Here is a 22719-nt window from a genome sequence, read left to right as displayed (position 1 = left end):
GGCCTCGAAGCGCTTTCGGAAGACGACGTCCGAGGAACGGAGCGGACCGTGCACATCCGTAAGAACCAGCGGAACCTCACCCGCGACGAGAAACGGCGCCTGATCGACGCCCTGCTGGAGCTGAAACGCAGGGGCGAGTACGACGAGTTCGTCAGGACGCACGGCGAGTTCTATGTCACCGACGCCGAACGCCGCCCCCGCCCGGCCCATATGACGCCCTCGTTCTTCCCCTGGCACCGGCTCTATCTGCTGGAGTTCGAACGGGCGCTCCAGCGGATCGACCCCTCGGTCACCGTCCCCTACTGGGACTGGACGGCCGACAACACGCCCTCCTCCCCGCTCTGGGCCGACGACTTCCTCGGCGGCACCGGACGCAGGGGCGACCTCCAGGTGATGGACGGACCCTTCGCGTACCGCAACGGCGGCTGGCGGATCGAGGCCCGGATCACCGACGGCCGCTATCTCACCCGCGACCTCGGCCGCCCCGCCGCCCCGCTGTCGCTCCCCACCCGCGCCGACGTGGAACGCGCCCTGAGGGAGCCGGTCTACGACGCGGCCCCGTGGAACTCGACCAGCCGGGGCGGCTTCCGCAATCTGATCGAGGGGTGGAACATCGACGGTGAGCGCTGGCGCAACCACAACCGGGTGCACCGCTGGGTCGGCGGGCTCATGACGGGCGCGGCCTCGCCCAACGACCCGGTCTTCTGGCTCCACCACGCCTTCATCGACCTGCTCTGGGTCCGCTGGCAGCGGGCGCACCCCCGGGCGGCCCGCTATCTGCCGGGCACCCGGCTGGACGGCTCCGACCCCCAGGCCGGGCGGATCTTCACCCTGGACGAGCCGATGCCGCCCTGGGACGCCCCACCCGCCGCCCTGCTCGACCACACCCGTCACGACTACCGCTACGCGTGAGCCCGGGGCGGCCCGCACCGCCGGGCACGACCGAGGCCCCTTCCGTTCCACCGGGAACGGGAGGGGCCTCGATGCTCGGGGGGAGGGTACTGCTCAGCCGTAGGCCGGGGCCATGTGCTCCGACGTGTTCACACAGGTGTTGCCGAACGCCGGGTTCAGGATGCCGACGACGTCGATGGTGTTGCCGCAGAGGTTGATCGGGATGTGGATGGGCACCTGGACCAGGTTGCCCGAGAGCACGCCGGGGGAGCCGGCGGCGACGCCCTGCGCCCCGGCGTCGGCGATGGCCAGGCCGGCACCGCCGACCAGGAAGGCGCCCGAGCCCGCGAAGACGGCGGCGGCCTTGGCGATACGCGACATCAGTTCTCCTTGCACTTTCGGAACACCAGCCACAGGACTTGCGGCCTTCAGGTGCTACAACGCCGTGATCCGCAAGCGGTAACGGCAGAGTGCAAAAGTGACTGCCCTTGCCGTAGTGACGGAGGTGTCCCACGTGACTCGACGGGTGAACCATGCCGACCCGGCCCGGCGGGTGTGCCGCGACCGGCCCGCCTCCGCTCCGCCGGTTGTGCCGTGACCGCTCCGCCCCTGCGGGTGATCCACGGCCGCCCCGCCCCGCCCCGGCTCCGGCGGGGGCACCGCGACCGCTCCGCCCTGCCCCCCGAGGCCGACGCGTGACCGACCGGGCCCCTTCGCCGTTGCACAGCACATGACCCGTTCGTTCCGTCATCAGCAGGCCGCCGCCGTCGCGGCCACCGTCTGCGCGCTGGCCCTCTGCGCGGCCGGCGCCGCGCAGGCCGCCCCCGCGAGCCACCACTCCCCGGCCCCGGCCGGTGAGGTCGACCGCAATCTCATCAAGCCGCCGCCGGGCGGGATGCTCGCCCCGGCGACCGATCTGCTCGGCCAGCTCGGTCTCACGCCCAGGCCCTGACCGCCCCGGCGGCCCCGGCGAACGGGGCCGCCGGGGCAGACCGGCGGGGCCGCGGCCACGTCCTCCGCGGCCCCGTCCGTTCGCTCCCGCCAACTCTCTTTCCCATGCCGCCGACACCACCGGCGCCGTACGGCCGGTGGTGTCGGCTCCGTCCTTGCCGTCCTGCCGCTCCCGTACCGCTCAGCGTCCCCCGGCCGGGACCCGCCGGACGGAGCGGCCCGCCAGGACATCGGTGCGTACCCCGTCCTCCACGACGAACCGGCCGTCGATGAGCACATGCGGAATACCGGTCGGCAGTGCGCGCGGCTGCTCGAAGGTCGAGCCCGCCGCCACCGTCTCCGGGTCGAAGAGCACCAGGTCGGCGCGGTGGCCCTCACGGATCAGCCCCCGGTCGGGCAGCCGCAGCCGGGCCGCCGGGCGGGAGGTGAGATGGGCGACCGTCTCCTCCAGCGAGAGCACCCCCAGCTCCCGCGCGTACCGCCCGAGGTAGTGCGGGAAGGTGCCGTAGGCGCGCGGATGCGGCTTGGCGCCCTGGAGGATGCCGTCGCTGCCGCCGGTGTGCACCGGGTGCCGCATGATCTTCCGGACGTTCTCCTCGTGGCCGACGTGCTGGAGGATCGTCGACCCCAGCCGGTCCGCGATCAGCAGCCTGCGGGCCGTGACCCAGGGCGCCTCGCCGCGGTCCTGCGCCGACTCCTCGACGGTCCGGCCGACATACGACCCGAGCGCCGGGTCGGAGACCCCCGATATCTCGATCGTCTCCCACTCCATCGGCACCCCGTGGCAGCCGTCCGAGCCGATCTCCTCCAGATGGTGGCGAATCCGCTCGGCGGTGTCGTCGTCGGCGAGCCGCGCGAGCAGCGCGTCCGGGCCGCCCTCGGCCGCCCAGCTCGGCAGCACTGCGGCCAGGGTGGTGGAGCCGGGGGTGTAGGGGTAGGTGTCCAGCGAGATGTCGGCGCCGTCCGCGAGCGCCTCGTCCAGCAGGGCGAGCAGATCGCCCGCGCGGCCCTTGTTCACCCCGAAGTTCATCGTGGCGTGGGCCAGATGGAGGGCGCAGCCCGCCTCCCTCGTCAGCCGCACCATCTCCTCGTACGCCTGGAGCGCCCCGGCGCCGTAGGAGCGGTGGTGCGGGCAGTAGTAGCCGTCGTACGCGGCGACCACCCGGCACAACTCGGTCAGCTCGGCGTCCTTCGCGTACATGCCGGGGGTGTAGGTGAGTCCGGAGGACATCCCGACCGCGCCCTGTTCCAGGCCCTCGGCGACGAGCTGCTTCATCCGGGTCAGCTCGGCCTCGGTGGCGGGGCGGTCCTCCCAGCCCACCGCGTACATCCGGACCGTGCCCTGGGGGATCAGATAGGCGGCGTTGACGGCGATGCCCCGGTCGAGCCGGTCCAGGTACTCCCCGACGGTGCGCCAGTCGAAGTCCACCGAGTCGTCGCCGGGGCCGCCGCCGTTCCAGCCGTTGATGGACCGGCGCACCTCCTCCAGGGTGCGGTCGTCGACGGGGGCGTACGACAGCCCGTCCTGGCCGATGACTTCGAGCGTGACGCCCTGGGCGGCCTTCGCCTCGTGCGCGGGGTCGCGCAGCAGGGCGAGATCGCTGTGGGCGTGCATGTCGATGAAGCCGGGGGAGAGCGCGAGCCCGGCGGCGTCCAGGACGCGCCTGCCGGAGAGCGCGGGCTCGCCCTCGCGGCGGATGGCGGCGATCCGTCCGCCGTCCACCCCGACGTCGGCGCGGTACGAGGGCCCGCCGCCGCCGTCGATGACGCGGGCGCTGCGGATGACGAGGTCCATGGGCCGTCCCCTGTCAAGAAGTGCGGATATATGGGTATCGGAAGCGTGGGAGAGGGTGTGTGCGGGCCCCCGAGGCGGCTGTCGGCAGACGTCGGCGACAGGTGCCCGCGGCAGCCGTCAGAAGTAGGTGCGGATGTACTCGACGACCGTGCCGTCCGCCTCGACCAGCGGGATGAGCTGCCACTTGTCGAACGAGGTGCACGGGTGGGAGAGCCCCATCCCCAGCCAGTCGCCGACCTCCAGCGCGGTCCCGGGCTCGGTGCGCACCCAGCCGTGCTGGTCGGAGAGCCCGGTGACGGTGATGCCCGTGGCGGGGCGGATCTCGCCGGTGCGCCCGTCGCGGACGGCCTGCGCCTCGGGCAGGTCGAGGTCGTAGGCGGCGTCCCGCTTGCCCGCGTTGACGAACGCCTGCTCGGGGCTGGGCCGGGAGACCACCTGGGCCCACAGCCGGAACGCGGGTTGGAGGGCGCCCTCGTCCGGGACCCGGTTGAACGGGGTGAGATGGCGGTAGTGGCCGTCGTCGTGCGAGACATACGCGCCCGAACGCAGCAGCTTCAGCGTCGGCAGGGAGAGTTCGGGCAGCTCCGCGAGGACATCGGCGACCGCGTCGAACCAGGCGCTGCCGCCCGCGCTGACGACGATCTCCTCCGCGCCGGCGAACCGGCCCTCGGCGTCGAAGCCGGTGGCGAGCGCGGTCAGCCGGCGCAGCCACGCCCGGACGCTCGCGCCGTCCGCGCGCGGCACCTCGCCCTCGTACCCGGCGACGCCGACGAGCCGCAGCGCGGGGGCGGCGGCCACGGCGTCCGCGACGGCCGCGCACTCGGCCTCGGTCCTGGCCCCGGTCCTGGCCCCGTCGCCCGCGCCCAGCTCCACCACGACATCGAGCGGGCGGGGCGCCCCGGCGGCGGTCAGAGCCTCGTCCATCAGCTCCACGCCGCGGACCGAGTCCACGTAGCAGATGAAGCGGAAGGCGGGGTCCGCCAGCTCCCCGGCGAGCCAGCGCAGCGCGGCGGCGTCGACGACCTCGTTGGCGAGGAAGATCCGGTCGATGCCGTGGGCGCGGCAGACCCGGGCCTGGTGGGGCACGGCCACGGTGATGCCCCAGGCGCCGTGTTCGAGCTGGCGGGCGAAGAGCCGCGGCGACATCGAGGTCTTGCCGTGCGGGGCGAAGGCGAGGCCGTGCCGCTCGGAGTAGGTCTGGAGCAGTCTCAGATTGTGCTCGACGGACTCGGCCGACAGGGCCAGGACGGGGGTGGTGAAGCCGCCGGTGAAGAGGTTGCGGCGCTGGTCGGCCAGGTCGCCGACGGTGAGCCCGGCGGCGTCCGGCGGCAGCGCCTTGAACCGGTGGTCGACGCGTTCGAGCCGGAGCGGATCGGGCTGGTCGGCGGTCACGGTGGCTCCTTCGGGGGCGGCGCTCGGGGGCGGTCGGGACCCGGGCGGTCGGGGGCGACCGCCGGGCCGGGGCGGGCCGGGGCCGGACGGCGGCCGGGGCCGTCGCCGGGTTCTCGGCGGGGGCGCGATCAGCAAGCGTTGCATTATTTGCAACACTCATTGCGCATATCGCTCGGTGCTGTCTAACATCCGGCGCAGCGCCGGGTCAATGGATTCGGCACCCAGACCCCGCGAGGAGCCCCAGGGTGAGCAGCCCGACCGGTACCGCAGCCGTGGATGTCACCGACACCGATGTCATCTGCCTCGGCGAGTCCATGGTCACGTTCCTTCCCTCCCGGCCCGGACGCCTGGCCGACGTCCCGTCGTTCGACCGGGCCATCGGCGGCGCCGAGTCCAATGTGGCCTGCGCCCTCGCGGCGGCCGGACACCGGACCCGCTGGGTCGGCCGGGTCGGCACGGACGGCTTCGGCGACCATCTCATCCACGCCATCGCCGGATACGGAGTCGACACATCGGCCGTCGGCCGCGACCCCGAACGGCCCACCGGGATCTACTTCCGCACCGCCACCGACCGCGCCACCGACGCCCATGAGGTCGTCTACTACCGGCGCGGCTCGGCGGCCTCCGCGATGTCCCCGGACACCGTCCCGGCCGCCGCCGTCACCGGGGCCCGGGTGCTCCACCTCTCCGGGATCACCCCCGCGCTCTCGGACGACTGCCTCGCCCTGATGCGGCGGCTCACCGCCCGCGGGCCCGGCCGCCCGCTGGTCTCGTTCGACGTCAACCACCGGCCCGGACTGTGGCGCGACCCCGCGGGCGCCCGGGTCCTGCTCGACCTCGCCCGCGGCGCCGACCTGGTCTTCGTCGGCGAGGACGAGGCCGCCGACGCCTGGGGTCTGGAGGGACCCGCCGCGATCCGCGCGGCCCTCCCGGAACCCGCCGCCGTGGTCGTCAAACAGGGCGCCCTGGGCGCCACCGAGTTCGCCCGCCCCGGCTTCGCGGCCCCGGCCACGCCCGCCCGGCACACCGAGGCGCCCGAAGACCGGGAAGAGCCCGGGCCGGGAGCCGACGGCCCCGCCGTCCACGAACCCGCCCCCGCCGTGGACATCACCGCCCCCGTCGGCGCCGGGGACGCCTTCGCCGCCGGCTACCTCTCCGCGCTGCTGCGTTCCCTGCCCGCCCGGGACCGGCTCCGCCACGGCCATCTCATGGCCGCCGCCGCCCTCACCGTCCCCGGCGACGTCGCCGTACCGCCCGCCACCGCACACGCCGACCGCCTCGCGGCACTTCCCGACGCGGACTGGGGGAAACTTCGACTCGGCCCCGGCTGGACCACCAGCGGGGCGGAGGAGGGACACGCACCATGAGCCAGACCGTCGACCGCGCCCTGAGCATCCTGCCGCTGCTCGCCCAGGGCCCCGCCGACCTCGGACGGGTCGCCGAACGCCTGGGCGTCCACAAATCCACCGCCCTGCGCCTGCTGCGCACCCTCCACGACCACGGGCTGGTCTACCGCCAGCAGGACCAGCGCTACCGCCTCGGCGCCCGGCTCTTCGCCCTCGCCCAGGAGGCCGTGGAGAACCTGGACGTCCGCGAGATCGCCCACCCCCACCTCGTCACCCTCAACGAGCAGATCGGACACACCGTCCATCTCGCCGTCTACGAGGAGAGCGAGGTCCTCTACATCGACAAGGTCGAGAGCCGCTACCCGGTACGGATGTACTCCCGCATCGGCAAACCCGTGGCGATCACCGTCGCCGCCGTGGCCAAGCTGCTCCTGGCCGACCTCCCCGAGCACGAGCGGCGCGCCGTCGCCGAGAAGCTCGACTACCCCCTGTACACATCCCGTTCGACGCCGAACGCCACCGCCTTCCTCAAGGAGCTGGCGACCGTGCGCGACCAGGGATGGGCCACCGACCTCGGTGGCCACGAGGAGTCCATCAACTGCATCGGCGCGCCCATCCGGGGCGCCGCCGGACGGGTCGTCGCCGCCATGTCGGTCTCCGCGCCGAACGTCGTCGTCACCGCCGAGGAACTCCTCACCCTGCTCCCGCTGGTGCGCCGCACCGCGGAGGCCATCAGCCGGGAGTACTCCGGCTCCGTCACCCCGCACTGAACCCCTGAGGGACCCTCCATGACCGAGAAGATCGCGCTCACCCCCGCCACCCACACCGCCCCGCCCGCCAAGTTCTCCCACGGCGTCAAGAAGGGGAACATCCTCCAGGTCGCCGGGCAGGTCGGCTTCCTCCCGGCGCAGCCGGGCCAGGCCCCCACCCCGGCGGGCCCCACCCTGCGCGAGCAGACCCTCCAGACCTTCGCCAACGTCAAGGCGATCCTGGAGGAGGGCGGCGCGAGCTGGGACGACGTGATGATGATGCGCGTCTACCTCACCGACGTCGACCACTTCGCCGAGATGAACCAGATCTACAACGAGTACTTCGAGCAGCAGGGCCTCACCGCCCCGCCGTCCGCGCGCACCACGGTCTACGTCGGACTGCCCGCCGGGCTGCTCATCGAGATCGACGCCCTGGCGGTCCTGGGCTGACCCTCCGGCCCACCCGCTGACCGCCCGGACGCCCCCGGCGTCCCGGACGCACCGCCTTCCGGACACCGTTTGCCCTTCCCCCACAGCGCAACGCCTCCCGGGACGGCGCTCCACCACAGAGCGCCGTCCCGCGGTCCCCCCTACCCCAAAACCCTCCATCGACAGGGGTTGCACATGCTGTTCGCTGCCGGCGCCACACCGGAGGCGCCACCGCACACCGGAGGACTCCTCCTCCTGATCGACGGCACGGCGGGTCTGCTGACCGTCGCCGCCCTCGGTATCGCCCTGCTGCTCGTCCTCATCATCAAGGTCCGGCTCCAGCCGTTCGTCGCGCTGCTCGCCGTCTCCATCGTGGTCGGCCTCGCCGCCGGTCTCTCCGTGACCGAACTCTTCGGCACGGTCCAGCGCTCCGCCGCCGAGTCCGTCATCGAGAACGGCATGGGCGGCATCCTCGGCCATGTCGCCATCATCATCGGCCTCGGCACCATGCTCGGCGCGATCCTCGAAGTCTCCGGCGGAGCGGAGGTGCTGAGCAGGCGGTTGCTCGACGCCTTCGGTGAGAAGCGGGCCCCGCTGGCCATGGGTCTGACCGGTGTGATCTTCGGTATCCCGGTCTTCTTCGACGTCGGTATCTTCGTCCTCGCCCCGATCGTCTACGCGGCGGCAAAACGTTCCGGCAAGTCGATCGTCCTCTATGCGATGCCACTGCTGGCGGGTCTGTCGATGACCCACGCCTTCCTGCCGCCGCACCCCGGCCCCGTCGCCGCCGCCGGGCTGCTGGACGTCTCGCTGGGCTGGGTCATCCTGATGGGCGTCGTCGTGGGGCTGCCCGCGGTCGCGGCGGCCTGGGTCTTCTCCGACTGGATCGGCAAGCGGGTCTTCGTCGAGGTCCCGCAGGACATGCTGGACGCGGCCGAGGAGGCCAAGGCGGCCGTGGCGGCCGAGCGGGGCTCCGCCGACGAGGCCCCGGTCGCGCTCTCCACGGTGCTCCTCATCATCGGTACGCCGCTGGTGCTGATCCTCGCGGCCACGTTCTCCTCCATCGGTCTGGACGAGTCCACGCTCCGCTCGGTGATCGAGTTCTTCGGCAACCCGTTCGTCGCGCTGACGATCGCGCTGATCCTCGCGTACTACCTGCTGGGCATCCGGCGCGGCTGGTCCCGGACCTCCCTGGAGCAGGTGTCGACCTCCTCCCTCAAGCCGGTCGGCAACATCCTGCTGGTGGTCGGCGCGGGCGGGGTCTTCGGCGCCGTCCTCAAGGCGAGCGGGGTGGCGCAGGCGCTCTCCGACACCTTCGAGGGCGTCGGTCTGCCGCTGATCGTGCTCGCCTATCTGATCTCGCTGGTGCTGCGGGTCGCGCAGGGCTCGGCGACGGTCGCGATCGTCACCACGGCGGGCATCGTGCTCCCGCTGGTGGAGGGCGCGGACCACTCCCAGCCCTTCCTCGCCCTGGTCATCATGGCCATCTCGGCGGGTTCGATCTTCGCCTCGCACGTCAACGACGGCGGCTTCTGGATCGTCGCCAAGTACTTCGGCATATCGGAGCGGGACACCCTCAGGACCTGGACGGTCCTGGAGTCGGTCCTCTCGGTCGCGGGCTTCGCGGTCGCCGCGGCGCTCAGCCTGGTGGTGTAGCCACCGGAACGGGAGCGCACAGCGGGACGGGCCGCCCGGGGAGCACCCCGGGCGGCCCGTCCGTGCGCCGTCGGCTCAGCAGTACTGCGCTTCCTTGCCGATGGACCGGTACATGCAGTCCGAGTTCTCCAGGAGCTGGAGCACGGCGTCCCGGTTGCGGCTGGTCTCGCGCTCGATCACCTCGTCGGGCGGGTAGAAGCCACCGCCGCCGAAGCCGCTCGGATACATCTCGAAGGTGTAGCCGAAGATCCGCTGGTTGCCCCACAGCCAGTCGTCGATCGACCCGTCGGTGATGTACAGATCGCTCGACTGCTCCGGTGTGTAGCCGTTGCTGGCCGCCATCTTCTGGCCCACCGCGGCGAAGGCGTTCCGGTCGTCCTGGGTCATCCCCGGGGCGGTGTCCGCCGTGGTCCAGCCGAACGGCCAGAGCACCAGCTCGCTGTAGGTGTGGAAGTCGATACCGGTCTTGATCTGCTGCTGACCGCCCACGACCCGGCTGCGCACGAAGTCGGCGACGACCTTCACCTCGGGCGCGGACTCGGCCGCCCGGCCCCGGTAGGTCTCCGAGCTGAACGAGCCGGAGGAGCCGCCGCAGCAGCCCCAGCGGTAGTTCCAGTTGCGGTTGAGGTCGGTGCCGACGAACGAGGAACCGGTGTTGGGCTGCCGGTTCTTGCGCCAGCTCCGGTAGGAGCCGGTCGCGATGTCGTACTCGCCGCCGTCCGGGTTGATGTCCGGGATGATCCAGATCTCCCGGCTGTCGACGGCGTTGGTGACCCGGGCGTCGGTGCCGTAGTCCTCGCCCAGCTCACGGATGAGATAGAGCGCCATCTCGACGGTGAGGTGCTCCCGGGCGTGCTGGTGGTGCGTGAACAGCACCTCGGGCTCGTTCTCGTCCGCCGCGACATTGTCGCTGATCTTGACGGCGATGATCTCCCGGCCCTCGTGGCTGCGGCCGATGACCCGCTTGCTCATGATGTTCGGGTACTGGGCGATCCGTTGATTGATGACCGAGGTCATCTCCGCGTAGTTGTGGTAGCGGGAGTCGGCGGGCGGGAAGTCCATCGCCGTGACCGGTCCGCCGCCGGTCCGGGCGGGCGGCACGGGCAGCGCCACGAGCGTGTGGCCCAGCTCGCGCAGCTTCCGGGCCTGGCGGGCGTCGGCGGTGACGACGGTGGAGTGGGTGTCCGCCTCGTCGATCGCGACCCCGGTCGCGGCGATCGCGGTCCGCGAGGCCACGCTCGCCCTGCCCTTGATCTCGTACTGGCGGACCTGCTCGTCGGCGGCGACCGCCGCCGCCCCGGCGGACGGGGCCGAGGGCGAGGCCGGGTCGGGGGGCGCCGCGTTGGCCGTGAACGGCGCCGCGACGGCGAGCGCCAGCAGCGCGCTGATCGCCGCGGCCTTCGGGCCCTTGCCGCGTATCCGTGGTCGCATGCTGTCTCCTGGGGGTGGAGTGGGGGGTGCGGTTCGCACCGGTAGGACGCATGACAGAGGAGCGGTACGGGCACACATCGTGCGGCCATGACATGGCCAGGTCAAGAGGCGCGCTTCGGTCTCCCGTCACCCGGAACGGGGTACTCCGGAGCGGCGGGGGACCCGGCGGGGCGCGGTGACGGCGCGGGGGAACGCCGACGGCGCCACCGGTGAGCCGGTGGCGCCGTGGCGCTTCAGCCGTGCACTGCCGCGGGGCCGCCGCGCGAGACCGCGCGGGACGCCGCGGAAGGCCGCGAAGGGGTTACGGAAGGGCCTTGACGTGCGGTCCCACCGCGTTCGACCAGGCGTTGCCCGCCGTCGCGTCCCAGTTGGTGGACCAGGTCATCGCGCCGCGCAGCGCGGGGTAGGTCCGCGGCGGCTTGAAGCTGCCGCAGTTGGTGGCCCGGGTGAGGCAGTCCAGTGCCGCGGTCACCGTGGCGGGGCTGACATAGCCGCTGCCCGCGCCCCGGGTGGAGGCCGGGACGCCCAGCCCGACCTGCGAGGGGTCGAGCCCGTTCTCCAGTTGGATACAGGCGAGCGCGGTCAGGAAGTCCACCGAGCCCAGCGAGTAGACCTTGCCGTCGCAGCCGAGCATCGCCCCGCTGTTGTAGTTCTGCATGTTGACGACCGTGAGGATGTCCTTCACGTTCAGCGCCAGCTTGAAGTACTCGGTCGAGGTCGACTGCATGTCGATGGTCTGCGGGGCCATGGTGAGGACCATGTTCGGGCCCGCCTTGGCGGAGAGCTGCCGCAGCGCCTTCGTCAGATAGGTGGAGTTGATCCCGTGTTCGAGGTCGATGTCGATGCCGTTGAAGCCGTACTCCTGCATCAGCGCCCAGGCGCTGTTGGCGAAGGCGGTGGCCGACGCGTCGCTGTTGATGGTCACATTGCCGATCTCGCCGCCGACGGAGATGATGACCGACTTCCCGGCGGCCTTCTTGGCGGCGATGTCCGACTTGAACTCGGCGACGGAGGAGTAGCCCAGCGCCGGGCTGAGGTTGAAGGTCAGCTCACCGGGGGTGTTCGTGGCGTCGGCGAAGGCGACCGCGATGATGTCGTACGCGTTCTGGACGTCCCGCAGCTTCTGCACGGTGGCGCCGTTGTTGAAGTTCTGCCAGTAGCCGGTCACCGCGTGCCGGGGCACCACGGGGTTGGGGATGACCGGGCCGCTCGACGTCCGCGCGGTGACCGCCGTGGAGCGCGCCGACTCGCCCGCGCTGTTGGTGGCGGTGACCTGGAACTGGTACGAGGTGTTCGCGGTGAGCCCGGTCACGGTGGCCGAGGTTCCCGTCGCCGACTGCACCTTGGTGCCGTCGCGGTAGACGTTGTAGCCGGTGGCGCCGTTCGCGGCGCCCCAGTTGAGCGCGACGGACGAGGACGTCACCTGGCCCGTGGCGAGCCCGGTGGGCGTCGGCGGGATCACCGGCTCGGGGTCGGGGCCGCCGCCCCCGTCGGGCCCGAAGACGCTCACGTCGTCCACGAAGTACGCGGGGGTGCCGTACCAGCCGTGGGTGTAGACCGTCACCGACGTGGTGCTGGGGCCGGTGCGGAAGCTGGTGGAGAGCTGCTGCCAGCCGGTGCTGCCCGGGGACCAGGTGGAGATGTCCGTGGTGCCCGTGCCGCTCGCGCCGAGGTAGGCGTGGCCGCCCTGGGTCCAGGCGGAGAGCTGATAGGTGGAGTTCGGCTTGACCGCCACACTCTGCGAGCAGCGGGCGTTGTCATGGCCCGCCGGTGCGGCCCGCAGGGCGGAGGTGCCCGTCCGTACGGGTGACGGGACATTCGAGCCACTGCCGCCGGAGCAGGTCCAGGAGGAGAGCCCGGACTCGAAGCCGGGGTTCTTGGCCACATTGATGTCGGCCGCCTGGGCGACGCCCGTCAGTCCGGTGACGGTGAGTCCGGCCCCGACGGCGAGGGCCAGGCCGCCGCCGAGCCATCTCCGCGAGCGAGTACTGCGGTCCACGTGCTGCCTCCAGTGGGGGAGTTGGGGGGATTGCGAGGGGCAGGGAGGAGTGAACGGTGGCCACCGCTGACCGCCCAAGTTGGTCCAGACCAATGCGGATGTCAAGACCCCGGCCCGGGATGGGCGCCGGGAGTCGTCCATCGGATTCCGGCCAGGACGCCCCATCCGCCCTGGCGCGCACGGCTGTTCGGTGCTGCAACGGCTGTACGGGAACGTCAGACTTTGCCGCCCTTTGGCCTGTGCGGAGCGTACGCGGGCCGCGGCGCAGGGTCCGGCGAGGTGTTCTCTGCCCCCGGAGTCGCGGATACAGTGCTCGTGCAGGAGCAGCGAGCAGTACGTATCTGCGGTCACGGGACCCCCGGCGACCGGAGCCGAACGGGGAACCAGCGTGCCGACCGCAATAGCTGTCACCAGCGCAGACCTGGTGCTACCGCCGATGGACCAGCACACGCCGACGGCCGCTCTGCTGCACCCGCCCGAGGACCGTCCGCTGGACGCCGCGATCACCGACATGACCGCCCTGCTGGAGCGCCACGGCTATGTGGTCGCCGTCTACCCGGCGACCGTCCCGCTCGCCCACGAGCGGCGGCTGCACACCGTGCGGTCGGTCCTGGAGAGCAACCGCATCGCCCTGCTGAAGGTGGATCTGCCGCCGCTGGGCACCGCCGTACTCGTCCGGCAGTTACGCCAGTTGTCCGTCTGCGACTTCGGCCCGGGGGTCATCGCCTCCGCCGCCCGGCTGCTCTCCCACTATGTCCACGCGGGGGCCCAGCTCTCCTCCGTGACCCGGCTGGACCGGGTGCCCGTGGGGATGAAGTCGCACGCCAAGTCCTGGGTGCCGGGCTCCCAGTTCGCGGTGGTCGCCCACCCCGCCCCCGAGCTGGTCAGGATCGGCGGCGACACGGTGCCCGCCGGGCCCGCCTTCCCCACCCGGATGGCCGTGGCCCGGGGCCAGTTGCACTCGGAGTGGACCGAACGCGAGCTGGCGCCCGCCTGGCGCGCCCAGGGAGTGGAGGAGGTCCCGCTCCCCGCCGAGTCGCCCGCCTGGTGGGGCACCGGGAAGCTGGTCGAGTTCGCCGCCTTCCTCCCGGAGATCTCGGTCCTCTACCAGCTGGTCTCGTCCGTCCGGCGCGAGCCCTGCACCTGGTGCGGGATCGAACTCATCGGCGACCGCTGCGGGTTCTGCTCGGCCCCGCTCGCGGGCGGCGACCCCCAGCAGGGCCGCGAATCCGGTGTCCTGCGCCACGGCACCCCCGCCTACCACGGGCCGTGAACCGCCCCGGCGCCCGCCCCCAAGGCACCCCACCGGAGCGGACCGCCCCGGCTCCCGGCGGCCGGGCCGACGGCTGCCGGTGACGACGGACCGGTGAGACAGCGCAGCCCCTGTACCCCCCGCAGCCAGCGAACGAGGTAGACCGGCTCATGAATTCACGCCAACGACGCGGCGTCATCCTTCTGATCGTCTCCGTGCTGTGCGCCCTCGGCGCGTTCGCCGGCGTGATATCGGTGATCAACGATGTGAACTCCAAGGTGGGCCCCGAGGCGACCGCCTACCGGCTCGCCTCGGACGTCGCCCCCTACACCGCCCTGCGCCCGGGGCAGTTCGAGAAGGTCGCGGTGCCGCGCCGCTGGCTCCCCCGGACCGCCGTCACCGATCTCTCGACGGTCCGGGGGAAGATCGCCGTCACCGAGCTGCGCAAGGGCTCGCTGCTCCAGGACGACATGATCGTCAAGCGGCCCGAACTGGCGCCCGGGGAACAGGAGATCGCCATCATGATCGACGCGGCGACCGGGGTCGCCGGGAAGATCACCCCCGGGGACCTGGTCAACATCTTCGCCACCTTCGCCGGAAAGGCGGAGGGCGACCCCGACCAGTCCCGGATCATCGTCACCAACGCCAAGGTCATCGACGTGGGCCGGCTCACCCCGCTCGACCCCCGCAGGGACGACCGCCGCAGCCGGATGCGCGAGGCCGTCCCGATCACCTTCGCCCTCGGCACCAAGGACGCCCAGCGTGTCGCCCACGCGGAGTCGTTCGCCGAACATGTGCGGCTCGCCCTTCTCGCCAAGGGGAGCCCGTCCACATTGCGCCCCGGCGACAGCACCTACACCCTTGACGAAGACAGGAGCAGGTGAGGGCGGCATGAGCACACGCATTCTCCCGGCCGTCGGGGACCCCGACGCCGTCCGGTCCATCACCACCCTGCTCAGCCAGCTTCCCGACGCGGAGCCCGCCGCCCCCGTGGGCGACTCGACCGCGCTCCTCGACACGCTGGCCCGGCTCGCCGCCGACTCCCTCGACGAACTGCCCGAAGTGGTCCTCGTCCATGAGCGGATCGGCCCCGTCCCCGCCCTCGAACTGATCCGGGAAGTGGCGCTCCGCTTCCCCGCCGTCGGGGTCGTCCTGGTCACCGTCGACGCCGGTCCGGGCCTCTACTCCGCCGCCATGGACTCGGGCGCGCGCGGACTGGTCGCCCTGCCCCTGTCGTACGAGGAACTCGCCCAGCGGGTCCAGGCGGCGGCGGGCTGGTCCACCGGGGTGCGGCGGCACCTCGGCCACAGCGGCGACGTGTTCACCGGCCCCGGCGGCACCGTCGTCACCGTCAGCGGGGCCAAGGGCGGCGTGGGCACCACCGTCACCGCCGTCCAGCTCGCGCTCGCCGCCCAGGCGTCGGGGCGCACCGTCGCCCTGGCCGATCTCGACCTCCAGGCCGGGGACGTGGCCTCGTACCTCGATGTCCAGTTCCGCCGCTCCGTCGCCGACCTCGCCGGTATCCAGGACATCGGCCCCCGGGTGCTCCAGGACGCCCTGTTCGCGCACCAGACCGGGATGGGGCTGCTGCTCGCGCCGGGGGAGGGGGAGCGCGGCGAGGAGGTCGACGACCGGGCCGTGCGGCAGATCGTCAGCGCCCTGCGCAACCGCTACGAGGTCGTCGTCGTCGACTGCGGCACCCAGATGCACAACGCCAACGCCGCCGCGATCGAGATGGCCGACATCACCCTGCTGGTGACCACACCGGACGTGGTCGCCGTCCGGGGCGCGAAGCGGATGGTCCGGCTCTGGGACCGGCTCCAGATCCGCAAGGCGGAGGAGACCGTCGCCGTCGTCAACCGCTACACCCGGGGCACCGAGATCCAGCCCCCGCTGATCGAGAAGATCACCGGCACCCGGGTGGCCCGGACCTCCGTGCCCGCCGCCTTCAAGGAGCTCCAGCCGGTGGTCGACGCCGGACGGATGCAGGACCTGGAGGCCAAGTCGACCGTGAAGACGGCCCTGTGGGGGCTCGCGGGCGAACTCGGCCTCGTCAAGGCCGTGGAGGGCGAGCAGAAGCAGAGCAGATTCCGGGGCGACCGGGGTTCGATCCGGGTCCGGCGGGCACGGTCGAGATGACGGTGGCAGGACCGGGAGGCGAAGGGGTGCGGGGAGTGACGGGGTCTCGCGTACGGCACGGCTCGCGGCACGGGCGGCGCCCCCGGCCCCCGGTGGACGCCCGGTGTGCCGCGACGCGCCCGCCCGGCCGGCCCTCCGGCGGGTCCCGTCCCCGGCTGCCGCGCGCCGGGGACGACAGCGGCCAGGCCGCCGTCGAGTTCACCGGCACCCTCCCGGTCATCCTGGTCACGCTGGCGCTGCTCTGGCAGGCCGCCCTGATCGGCTACACCTTCTCCCTCGCGGGGAACGCGGCCGACAAGGCCGCCCGCGCGGGCGCCGTCGGCGGGCCCGCCGCCTGCCGGGAGGCGCTGCGGGAGGACCTGCCCGGGGCGTGGGACGCCGCGGCCGACTGCCCGCCGCCGGGCGGTGAGGGGCTGTACCGGGTCTCGGTCCGGGTCTCCGTGCCGGTGCTCTTCCCGGGCGCGGTGAACTTCCCCTTCGAGGTACCGGCCGAGGCCGCCGCGACCGCCGAGGACCCGTCGTGACGCGGTGGGAGCCCGGCCGGTCCGCTCCGCACGGCGGGCGGGGCCGGGGCGCCGACCAGGACGGTCAGGACCGCCACGGCTGCCCCGAGCGCCACGGCTGGGGCGACGGTGACCGGCACGACCGGCACGGGCGTGAACGGCAGGAAGGCCACGGTGACGGGCACGACCGGCACCACGGCCCCGACTGCCGGTACTGCCACGACCGGGGTGACCGGCAGGACTGCCCCGGCTGCCGGGACGGTCACGGCCGGGGCGATCTGGAGCACGGCCCCGACCGCCAGGATCGCCGTGACCGGGGTGACCGGCAGGACTGCCCCGACTGCCACGGCCAGGGCGACGGGCAGGACCGCCACCGCCGTCACGACTGCCACGGCTCCCGGGAGCACGGCTCCGACCGCCGGGATCGCCATGCCCGCGGCGCCCGGGAGGGCCGTGTGGACCGTCACGACTGCCACGGCCGGGGTGACGGTGACCGGCACGACCGGCACGGGCGTGAACGGCAGGAAGGCCACGGTGACCGGCACGACCGGCACCACGGCCCCGACTGCCGGTACTGCCACGACCGGGGCTCCCGGGAGCACGGTTCCGACCGCGGGGATTGCCATGGTCGGGGCGGCGGGCAGGATTGTCATGGCCGTCACGACTGCCACGGTCGGGGCTCCGGGGAGCACGGTTCCGACCACGGGGATCGCCATGGCCGGGGCGCCCGGGAGCGCCAGGACCGCCAGCGTGGTCAGGCCGCCGTCGAGTACGCCGGGGTGCTCGCCCTGCTGCTGTTCGTCGCCGTCGCCGCGATCCAGCTCGGCGTGGTCGCCTACACCGCCCAGCAGGCGGGCACCGCCGCCCGCGCGGCGGCCCGTACCGCCGCCCAGGAGGACTGCGACCCGGCGCCGGGCCGCGAGGCCGGGTACGAGGCCCTGAGCGGCTGGCTCGACGACGCCGACGTCTCCGTCCAGCCCGGCGAGGACGTCACCGCGACCGTCACCGTCCGGGTCCCGGCCCTGCTGCCCGTGTTCGCGTTCGACCCCGCCGAGCGGAGGGTCACCATGCCCTGCGACTGACCCGGCCCGGCCCCGCGCCCGGCCGCGCGGCGCGGGCACACGGACCCCGGCGACCCCGGCGGCCCCCGGGACCCCAGAGCTCCCGCCACCGGAGACACCGGAGGCACCGGGCCCCCGGACACACCGCCGCCCGGGCCGCCCGACCGACCGACACGACCCCGTACCGCCAGGGAGATGAGGACATGAGCCTGCGGGCGCGCATCAGCAGCCCCGAGCCGGTCAACGGCTTCAGCGAGGAGAACCGCCTCGTCGTCGTCTACCGCGCCAAACTCCTCGAAGAGATCGACCTGGCCGAGATGTCCGCGCTCGCCGCCGCCGAGCGCCGGGCCCGGCTGGAGCGGGTCCTCGGCCACATCATCAGCCGCGAGGGCCCCGTCCTCTCCACCGTCGAACGCTCCCAGCTCATCCGCCGGGTGGTCGACGAGGCCCTGGGGCTCGGCATCCTGGAACCCCTGCTCGAAGACGCCTCCATCAGCGAGATCATGGTCAACGGCCCCGAACAGGTCTATGTGGAACGGGGCGGCAGGCTGGAGCTGCTGCCGCTGCGCTTCTCCTCCACCGAGCAGCTCATGCAGACCATCGAACGCATCGTCTCCACCGTCAACCGCCGGGTGGACGAGGCCAATCCGATGGTCGACGCCCGGCTCCCCTCCGGCGAACGCGTCAATGTGATCATCCCCCCGCTCTCGCTCAGCGGCCCCATCCTCACCATCCGCCGCTTCCCCCGCGCGTTCACCCTCCAGGAGATGATCGCCGTCGGCTCGCTCGACGAGCAGCTCACCCTGCTGCTCGCGGGCCTGGTCCGGGCCAAGTTCAACGTCATCGTCTCCGGGGCCACCGGCACCGGGAAGACCACCCTCCTCAACGCCCTCTCCGGACTGATCCCCGAGGAGGAGCGGATCGTCACCATCGAGGACTCCGCCGAGCTGCGGCTCCAGCAGTCCCATGTGATCACCCTGGAGAGCCGCCCGCCGAACGTGGAGGGCAAGGGCCATGTCACCATCCGCGACCTCGTCCGCAACTCGCTGCGCATGCGCCCCGACCGCGTCATCGTCGGCGAGGTCCGCGGCGGGGAGACCCTGGACATGCTCCAGGCCATGTCCACCGGCCACGACGGCTCGCTGGCCACCGTCCACGCCAACAGCGCCGAGGACGCCCTGATGCGGCTCCAGACCCTGGCCTCCATGTCCGAGGTCGAGATCCCCTTCGCGGCGATCAAGGACCAGATCAACAGCGCCGTGGATGTGATCGTCCAGCTCACCCGGCACGCCGACGGCTCCCGCCGGGTCACCGAGGTCGCGGTGGTCGACTCCACCGGACGGGAGGAGTACCGCATCGTCTCCGTCTGCCGCTTCCACGCCCGGCCGATGGACTCCGACGGCCGGGTGCACGGGCAGTTCGTCTACTACCCCGTACCGCGCCGGGTCGCCGAACGCCTCTACCTGAAGAACGAGTCGCTGCCCCCGGCCTTCGGGGTCGCCGAGTCCGACGACCACCTCGCCGTCCGCGGCACCCTCGCCTGACCCGCCCCCCCGCCCAGCGGTACGTGCCCCGCCCCCGACCGAAGAAGGTTCCCCGCCCGACATGGACAACCTCCCGCTTCTGACGGCCGGAGCCACCCTGCTCGCCGGTGCCATCGGCGTCCTCGGCGTGCACACCTACGCCGCGGGCAGGGCCCAGCGCGACGCCCTCGTCGCCCGGATGGCCCAGACCGGGGAACCGCCCGCCCGCACGGGCCGCCGCCGCCGCTTCCACGCCCTCGACCGGCGGCTGCGCACCACCCGCTACGGCCGGGAGGTCGAGCACCGGATCGCCGCCACCGGACTCGACCTCACCTGCGGCGAGTACACCGTCGCCGTCCTCGTCCTGCTGCTCGTCACCCATCTCGCCGTCGGCGCGGTCTTCGCCCCCTTCTTCGGGGTCCTGGCCGCCCTCGTCGCCCTCTGGGGCGCCCGCAACTTCCTCGAATGGCAGCGCGTCAAACGCACCGAGGCGTTCATCGCCCAGCTCCCCGAGCTGACCCGGGTCCTCGCCAACGCCACCCAGGCCGGACTCTCGCTGCGCACCGCGCTCGCCATGGCCGCCGAGGAACTGGACGACCCCGCCGGGCACGAACTCGGCATCGTCGCCGATCAGCTCGCCGTCGGCCAGAGCCTGGACGACGCGCTCGGCACCCTCGCCGAACGGCTCCCCTCCCGGGAGCTGATCGTCCTCGTCACCACCCTGATCCTCGCCAACCGGGCGGGCGGACAGGTCGTCACCTCGCTGCGCAACCTCACCCAGTCCCTGGAGGAGCGCAAGGAGACCCGCCGGGAGGTCACCACCACGCTCTCCCAGATCAAGGTCACCGCCCTCGCGGTGCCCCTGCTCGGCCTCGGCTTCCTGCTGATGATCAACGGGATGACGCCGGGCGCCCTGGACCGGATGACCGGCTCGGTGGTGGGCCAGGGCGCCACCCTCGCCGCCTTCGGCCTCTACGGACTCGGCGCGTTCCTGATCCGCAGACTCTCCCGGATCCAGGTCTGAGGAGGGCCGGATGGGACCACTGCTCGCGACACTGCTCGCCTTCTCCGTCTACGGGATCTTCCTCGGGGTGCGGATGTACCGCTCCGACGCCCGGCTCCCCGGCGATCTGGCGCTCGCCCTCGAAGTGGGCGCCACCCGCACCACCGCCGTCGGCTCGGTCATCGACCGGCTCGGGGTCCGCTGGGCCCCCGCCGTGCTGCGCGCCATGGGACCCGGCCGGGTCGACGCGCTGCGCCGACGCCTCGACATGGCCGGGAACCCCGGCGGCATGACCGTCGACCGCTACGCCGCCCGCCGCGCCGTCTACAGCCTCCTCGGCCTGGTGGCGGCGTTCTCCATGCTGCTGCGCGGACAGCTCGCGCTCGCCGCCTTCCTGCTGGTCTTCGGCCTCTTCTGGACCGATGTGATCATCCGGGTGGCCATCCGGCGGCGGCGCGCCGACATCGAGCGCACCCTCCCCGACTTCCTGGACGTCCTCGCCGTCGTGGTCTCCGCCGGGCTCGGCTTCCGGCAGGCGCTCGAACGGGTCGCGGAGAAGTACGAGGGCCCCTGGTCCGACGAACTGCGCATCACCCTGCGCCAGATGGACATGGGCGTCAGCCGCCGCGACGCCTTCGACCAGCTCCGCCGCCGCAACGACTCCGAGCAGGTCTCGATGTTCGTCACCGCCCTCCAGCAGGGCGAGGAGCTGGGCGCGCCGATCGTCGACACGCTGATACAGATCGCCACCGACATGCGCCGCACCGACGCCCAGAACGCCCGCCGGGAGGCGGCCCGCGCGGTGCCCAAGTCCACGCTCGTGGTCACCCTCGTGATGCTGCCCGCGACGATGATCCTCATCGTCGTGAGCTTCTACTACGGCTCCGGGGTCGACCTGGGCGAGGTGCTGGGGGGCTGACCGGACCGCCCCCGCCCCGGCCCACCGGTATCCCGTCGACCGCGCGCCCCCGGGCCGCGAGGGAGGTGACACCCCCCATGAATCCCCCCGCCCCGCCGCCCCCGCCGTCGCTCCCGCTCCAGGTCAACGCCCTCCAGGCGCTGTGCCGGCAGGTCTTCGGCTTCCGGCTCGCCATGATCGCGCTCGCCGTGCCCTTCGCCCTCGCGGGCACCGCGCCCGGCCCGGCGAACTGGCTGGTGGGCGCGGCGGTCCTGGTCACGTTCATGACCTCGTACGCGCTGCTGCGGGACTGGGAGCGCTTCGGCCCGGTCCTGTTGCGGCACCCCTGGCTGCTCGGCGCCGACATGGCCTTCGGCGCGCTGCTGCTGGTCACCGCGTCACCGGACTCCACCCTCGCCTATGTGATCATCTGCACCCCGCTGCTCGGCGGGCTGATCTCCGGCCGGCGGGGCGGCGCGGTCCTCGCCGTGCTCCAGTCCGCCCTGGTCGCGGGCGCGTACGCCGTCAACGACAGCGCGGACGCCCGGTACACCGCCCTGCTGCTGCCCGGGCTGTGCGTCCTCACGGGGGTGCTGGGCAGCACCCTCCGTACGCTCATGCTGCGCTTCGGCGCGGCGGGCCAGGCGCTGTCGGAGGCGCGGGCCCGGCTGGCGGCGGCCGGGGCGGTGGAGGACGAACGGGCCCGGCTCGCCCGGGAGATGCACGACTCCGTCGCCAAGACCCTGCACGGTCTGGCGCTGGCCGCCGAGGGGCTCGCCCGCAGCGCCGACCGGATGGACCCCGCCGCCGTACGGGACCGGGCCGACCTGGTCGCGCACGCGGCCCGCAGGGCGGCGGCCGAGTCCCGGGCCCTCCTCGCGGATCTGCGCCGCGACACGGGCCTCGGCCCCGGCGCCGGACCCGTGACCGCGGAGACCGCCGCCGGGCTGCCCGTCTGCGCCGTCCTGGACGGGCTCCGCTCCCGTACGGAGGAGTTCTCCCGGCGCACCGGGGTACGGGCCGTCTTCCGCCGGACGGAGCCCGCGGGACCCGCCTGCGAGCCGCTCGTCCCGCCGACCGTCGCCCGCCAGTTGCTGACGATCGTCGCCGAGGCCCTGGAGAACGCCCACCGGCACGGCGGCCCCGGCCGGGTGGAGGTGTGCGCGGGACGGCCCGAAGGGGACGGCGGCGGGCTGCGGGTGCGCGTCCACGACGACGGGCGGGGGCTGCCGCCCGGCACCACGCTCGACGGGCTCCGCCGGAAGGGGCGCTTCGGCCTGGTCGGCATGGCGGAGCGGGCCGCGTCCATCGGGGCCCGGATCCAGGTCGGCGCGGGCGAGGACGGCCGGGGTACGGAGGTACGGCTCGATCTGCCGCTGCCCGTGCCCGGCCCGCCGGCGCGGCTGTCCCCGCAGGACCCGCCGTCGTGGCGGTCGCAGGACCCGTCGCCGCGGTCGCGGCCGGGGGAGTCACCGGACCCGCCGCCCGGTCCACCGCGGCCCTCACCTTCCTCACCTCTCTCCCTGTCCTCACCTCCCTCGCCGTTCTCGCGGCGCTTGCCGTCCTCCCCGCCGTCTTCGCCGTCTTCGCCGTGCCCCCCGCCGTCTCCGGGCGGAGCCGGGCCCCCGGCGTCCCCCGGACCCTGCGGATGCGCGGATTCCGCCCCGCGGGACCCGCTTCCTCTGCTGCCATGAGAACCCG

General features: G+C 73.1%; 20 protein-coding genes. 15 read left to right on the top strand and 5 right to left on the bottom strand.

Translation table 11 applies throughout. The features are described from left to right. The first annotated feature begins 48 nt into the window (after nt 1–48). A complete protein-coding gene (locus CRV15_RS08995; protein WP_003958245.1) occupies nt 49–912 on the top strand; it encodes a tyrosinase family protein in 864 nt (287 codons plus the stop codon). A gap of 93 nt (nt 913–1005) precedes the next feature. On the opposite strand, the gene CRV15_RS08990 is transcribed toward CRV15_RS08995, so the two are convergent. Then, nucleotides 1006–1272, bottom strand: a complete 267-nt coding sequence (locus CRV15_RS08990) for a chaplin (protein ID WP_003961656.1) — start codon at nt 1270–1272, stop codon at nt 1006–1008. Between the two features lie 349 nt (nt 1273–1621). Between CRV15_RS08990 and CRV15_RS08985 the strand changes: the two genes are divergently transcribed. Then, a complete protein-coding gene (locus CRV15_RS08985; protein WP_003958247.1) occupies nt 1622–1843 on the top strand; it encodes a hypothetical protein in 222 nt (73 codons plus the stop codon). Between the two features lie 180 nt (nt 1844–2023). Here CRV15_RS08985 and CRV15_RS08980 read toward each other — a convergent pair whose 3' ends face one another. Both CRV15_RS08980 and CRV15_RS08975 read right to left on the bottom strand, forming a co-directional pair. Beyond that, a complete protein-coding gene (locus CRV15_RS08980; protein ID WP_003958248.1) occupies nt 2024–3637 on the bottom strand; it encodes an N-acyl-D-amino-acid deacylase family protein in 1614 nt (537 codons plus the stop codon). 117 nt (nt 3638–3754) lie between these two features. Further along, on the bottom strand, nt 3755–5173 hold the full coding sequence (locus CRV15_RS08975) for an alanine racemase (protein ID WP_003961657.1): 1419 nt from the start codon (nt 5171–5173) through the stop codon (nt 3755–3757). A 101-nt stretch (nt 5174–5274) separates the two neighbouring features. Between CRV15_RS08975 and CRV15_RS08970 the strand changes: the two genes are divergently transcribed. The 4 genes from CRV15_RS08970 to CRV15_RS08955 all read left to right on the top strand — a co-directional run bounded on the left by CRV15_RS08970 (nt 5275) and on the right by CRV15_RS08955 (nt 9209). Then, nucleotides 5275–6396 carry a sugar kinase gene (locus CRV15_RS08970; RefSeq protein ID WP_003961658.1) on the top strand — a complete coding sequence of 374 codons (1122 nt, stop codon included), beginning with the start codon at nt 5275–5277 and terminating at the stop codon, nt 6394–6396. Continuing rightward, a complete protein-coding gene (locus tag CRV15_RS08965) occupies nt 6393–7145 on the top strand; it encodes an IclR family transcriptional regulator (RefSeq protein ID WP_003958251.1) in 753 nt (250 codons plus the stop codon). The genes CRV15_RS08970 and CRV15_RS08965 overlap by 4 nt, the downstream gene beginning before the upstream one ends. Nucleotides 7146–7163: 18 nt before the next feature. Continuing rightward, on the top strand, nt 7164–7574 hold the full coding sequence (locus tag CRV15_RS08960; RefSeq protein WP_003958252.1) for a RidA family protein: 411 nt from the start codon (nt 7164–7166) through the stop codon (nt 7572–7574). Between the two features lie 174 nt (nt 7575–7748). Beyond that, nucleotides 7749–9209 carry a GntP family permease gene (locus CRV15_RS08955; protein WP_003961659.1) on the top strand — a complete coding sequence of 487 codons (1461 nt, stop codon included), beginning with the start codon at nt 7749–7751 and terminating at the stop codon, nt 9207–9209. A 75-nt stretch (nt 9210–9284) separates the two neighbouring features. Here CRV15_RS08955 and CRV15_RS08950 read toward each other — a convergent pair whose 3' ends face one another. Continuing rightward, nucleotides 9285–10640, bottom strand: a complete 1356-nt coding sequence (locus CRV15_RS08950; protein WP_009997419.1) for a M14 family metallopeptidase — start codon at nt 10638–10640, stop codon at nt 9285–9287. Nucleotides 10641–10941: 301 nt separating this feature from the next. Next, nucleotides 10942–12639, bottom strand: a complete 1698-nt coding sequence (locus CRV15_RS08945; RefSeq protein WP_003958256.1) for a chitinase — start codon at nt 12637–12639, stop codon at nt 10942–10944. 436 nt (nt 12640–13075) lie between these two features. Here CRV15_RS08945 and CRV15_RS08940 point away from each other — a divergent pair, with 436 nt between their 5' ends. The 9 genes from CRV15_RS08940 to CRV15_RS08900 all read left to right on the top strand — a co-directional run bounded on the left by CRV15_RS08940 (nt 13076) and on the right by CRV15_RS08900 (nt 22712). After that, a complete protein-coding gene (locus CRV15_RS08940; protein WP_003961661.1) occupies nt 13076–13912 on the top strand; it encodes a hypothetical protein in 837 nt (278 codons plus the stop codon). Between the two features lie 149 nt (nt 13913–14061). After that, nucleotides 14062–14775, top strand: coding sequence for a Flp pilus assembly protein CpaB (gene cpaB / locus CRV15_RS08935; protein WP_003961662.1), 714 nt, complete (start codon nt 14062–14064; stop codon nt 14773–14775). A gap of 7 nt (nt 14776–14782) precedes the next feature. Further along, nucleotides 14783–16030: a CpaE/TadZ family protein gene (locus CRV15_RS08930; protein WP_003958259.1), complete on the top strand. Its 1248-nt coding sequence runs from the start codon at nt 14783–14785 to the stop codon at nt 16028–16030. 35 nt (nt 16031–16065) lie between these two features. Further along, nucleotides 16066–16554 carry a TadE/TadG family type IV pilus assembly protein gene (locus tag CRV15_RS08925; RefSeq protein ID WP_230864162.1) on the top strand — a complete coding sequence of 163 codons (489 nt, stop codon included), beginning with the start codon at nt 16066–16068 and terminating at the stop codon, nt 16552–16554. Continuing rightward, on the top strand, nt 16551–17615 hold the full coding sequence (locus tag CRV15_RS36645; protein WP_009997421.1) for a TadE family protein: 1065 nt from the start codon (nt 16551–16553) through the stop codon (nt 17613–17615). Before CRV15_RS08925 ends, CRV15_RS36645 begins: the two co-directional genes overlap by 4 nt. Nucleotides 17616–17797: 182 nt before the next feature. Next, nucleotides 17798–19138, top strand: coding sequence for a TadA family conjugal transfer-associated ATPase (locus CRV15_RS08915; protein WP_003958263.1), 1341 nt, complete (start codon nt 17798–17800; stop codon nt 19136–19138). Between the two features lie 61 nt (nt 19139–19199). Further along, on the top strand, nt 19200–20141 hold the full coding sequence (locus tag CRV15_RS08910; protein WP_003958265.1) for a type II secretion system F family protein: 942 nt from the start codon (nt 19200–19202) through the stop codon (nt 20139–20141). Nucleotides 20142–20151: 10 nt separating this feature from the next. Next, nucleotides 20152–21039, top strand: a complete 888-nt coding sequence (locus CRV15_RS08905) for a DUF5936 domain-containing protein (protein WP_003958266.1) — start codon at nt 20152–20154, stop codon at nt 21037–21039. Between the two features lie 77 nt (nt 21040–21116). Beyond that, nucleotides 21117–22712 (top strand): sensor histidine kinase, encoded by a 1596-nt coding sequence (locus CRV15_RS08900; protein WP_003961665.1) that lies wholly within the window; start codon nt 21117–21119, stop codon nt 22710–22712. Nucleotides 22713–22719: the final 7 nt, after the last annotated feature.

This window comes from Streptomyces clavuligerus (assembly GCF_005519465.1).
GTDB classification, from domain to species: domain Bacteria; phylum Actinomycetota; class Actinomycetes; order Streptomycetales; family Streptomycetaceae; genus Streptomyces; species Streptomyces clavuligerus.
Note: the sequence above shows the minus strand (reverse complement) of the source record. Positions and strands in the feature narration are given on the sequence as shown.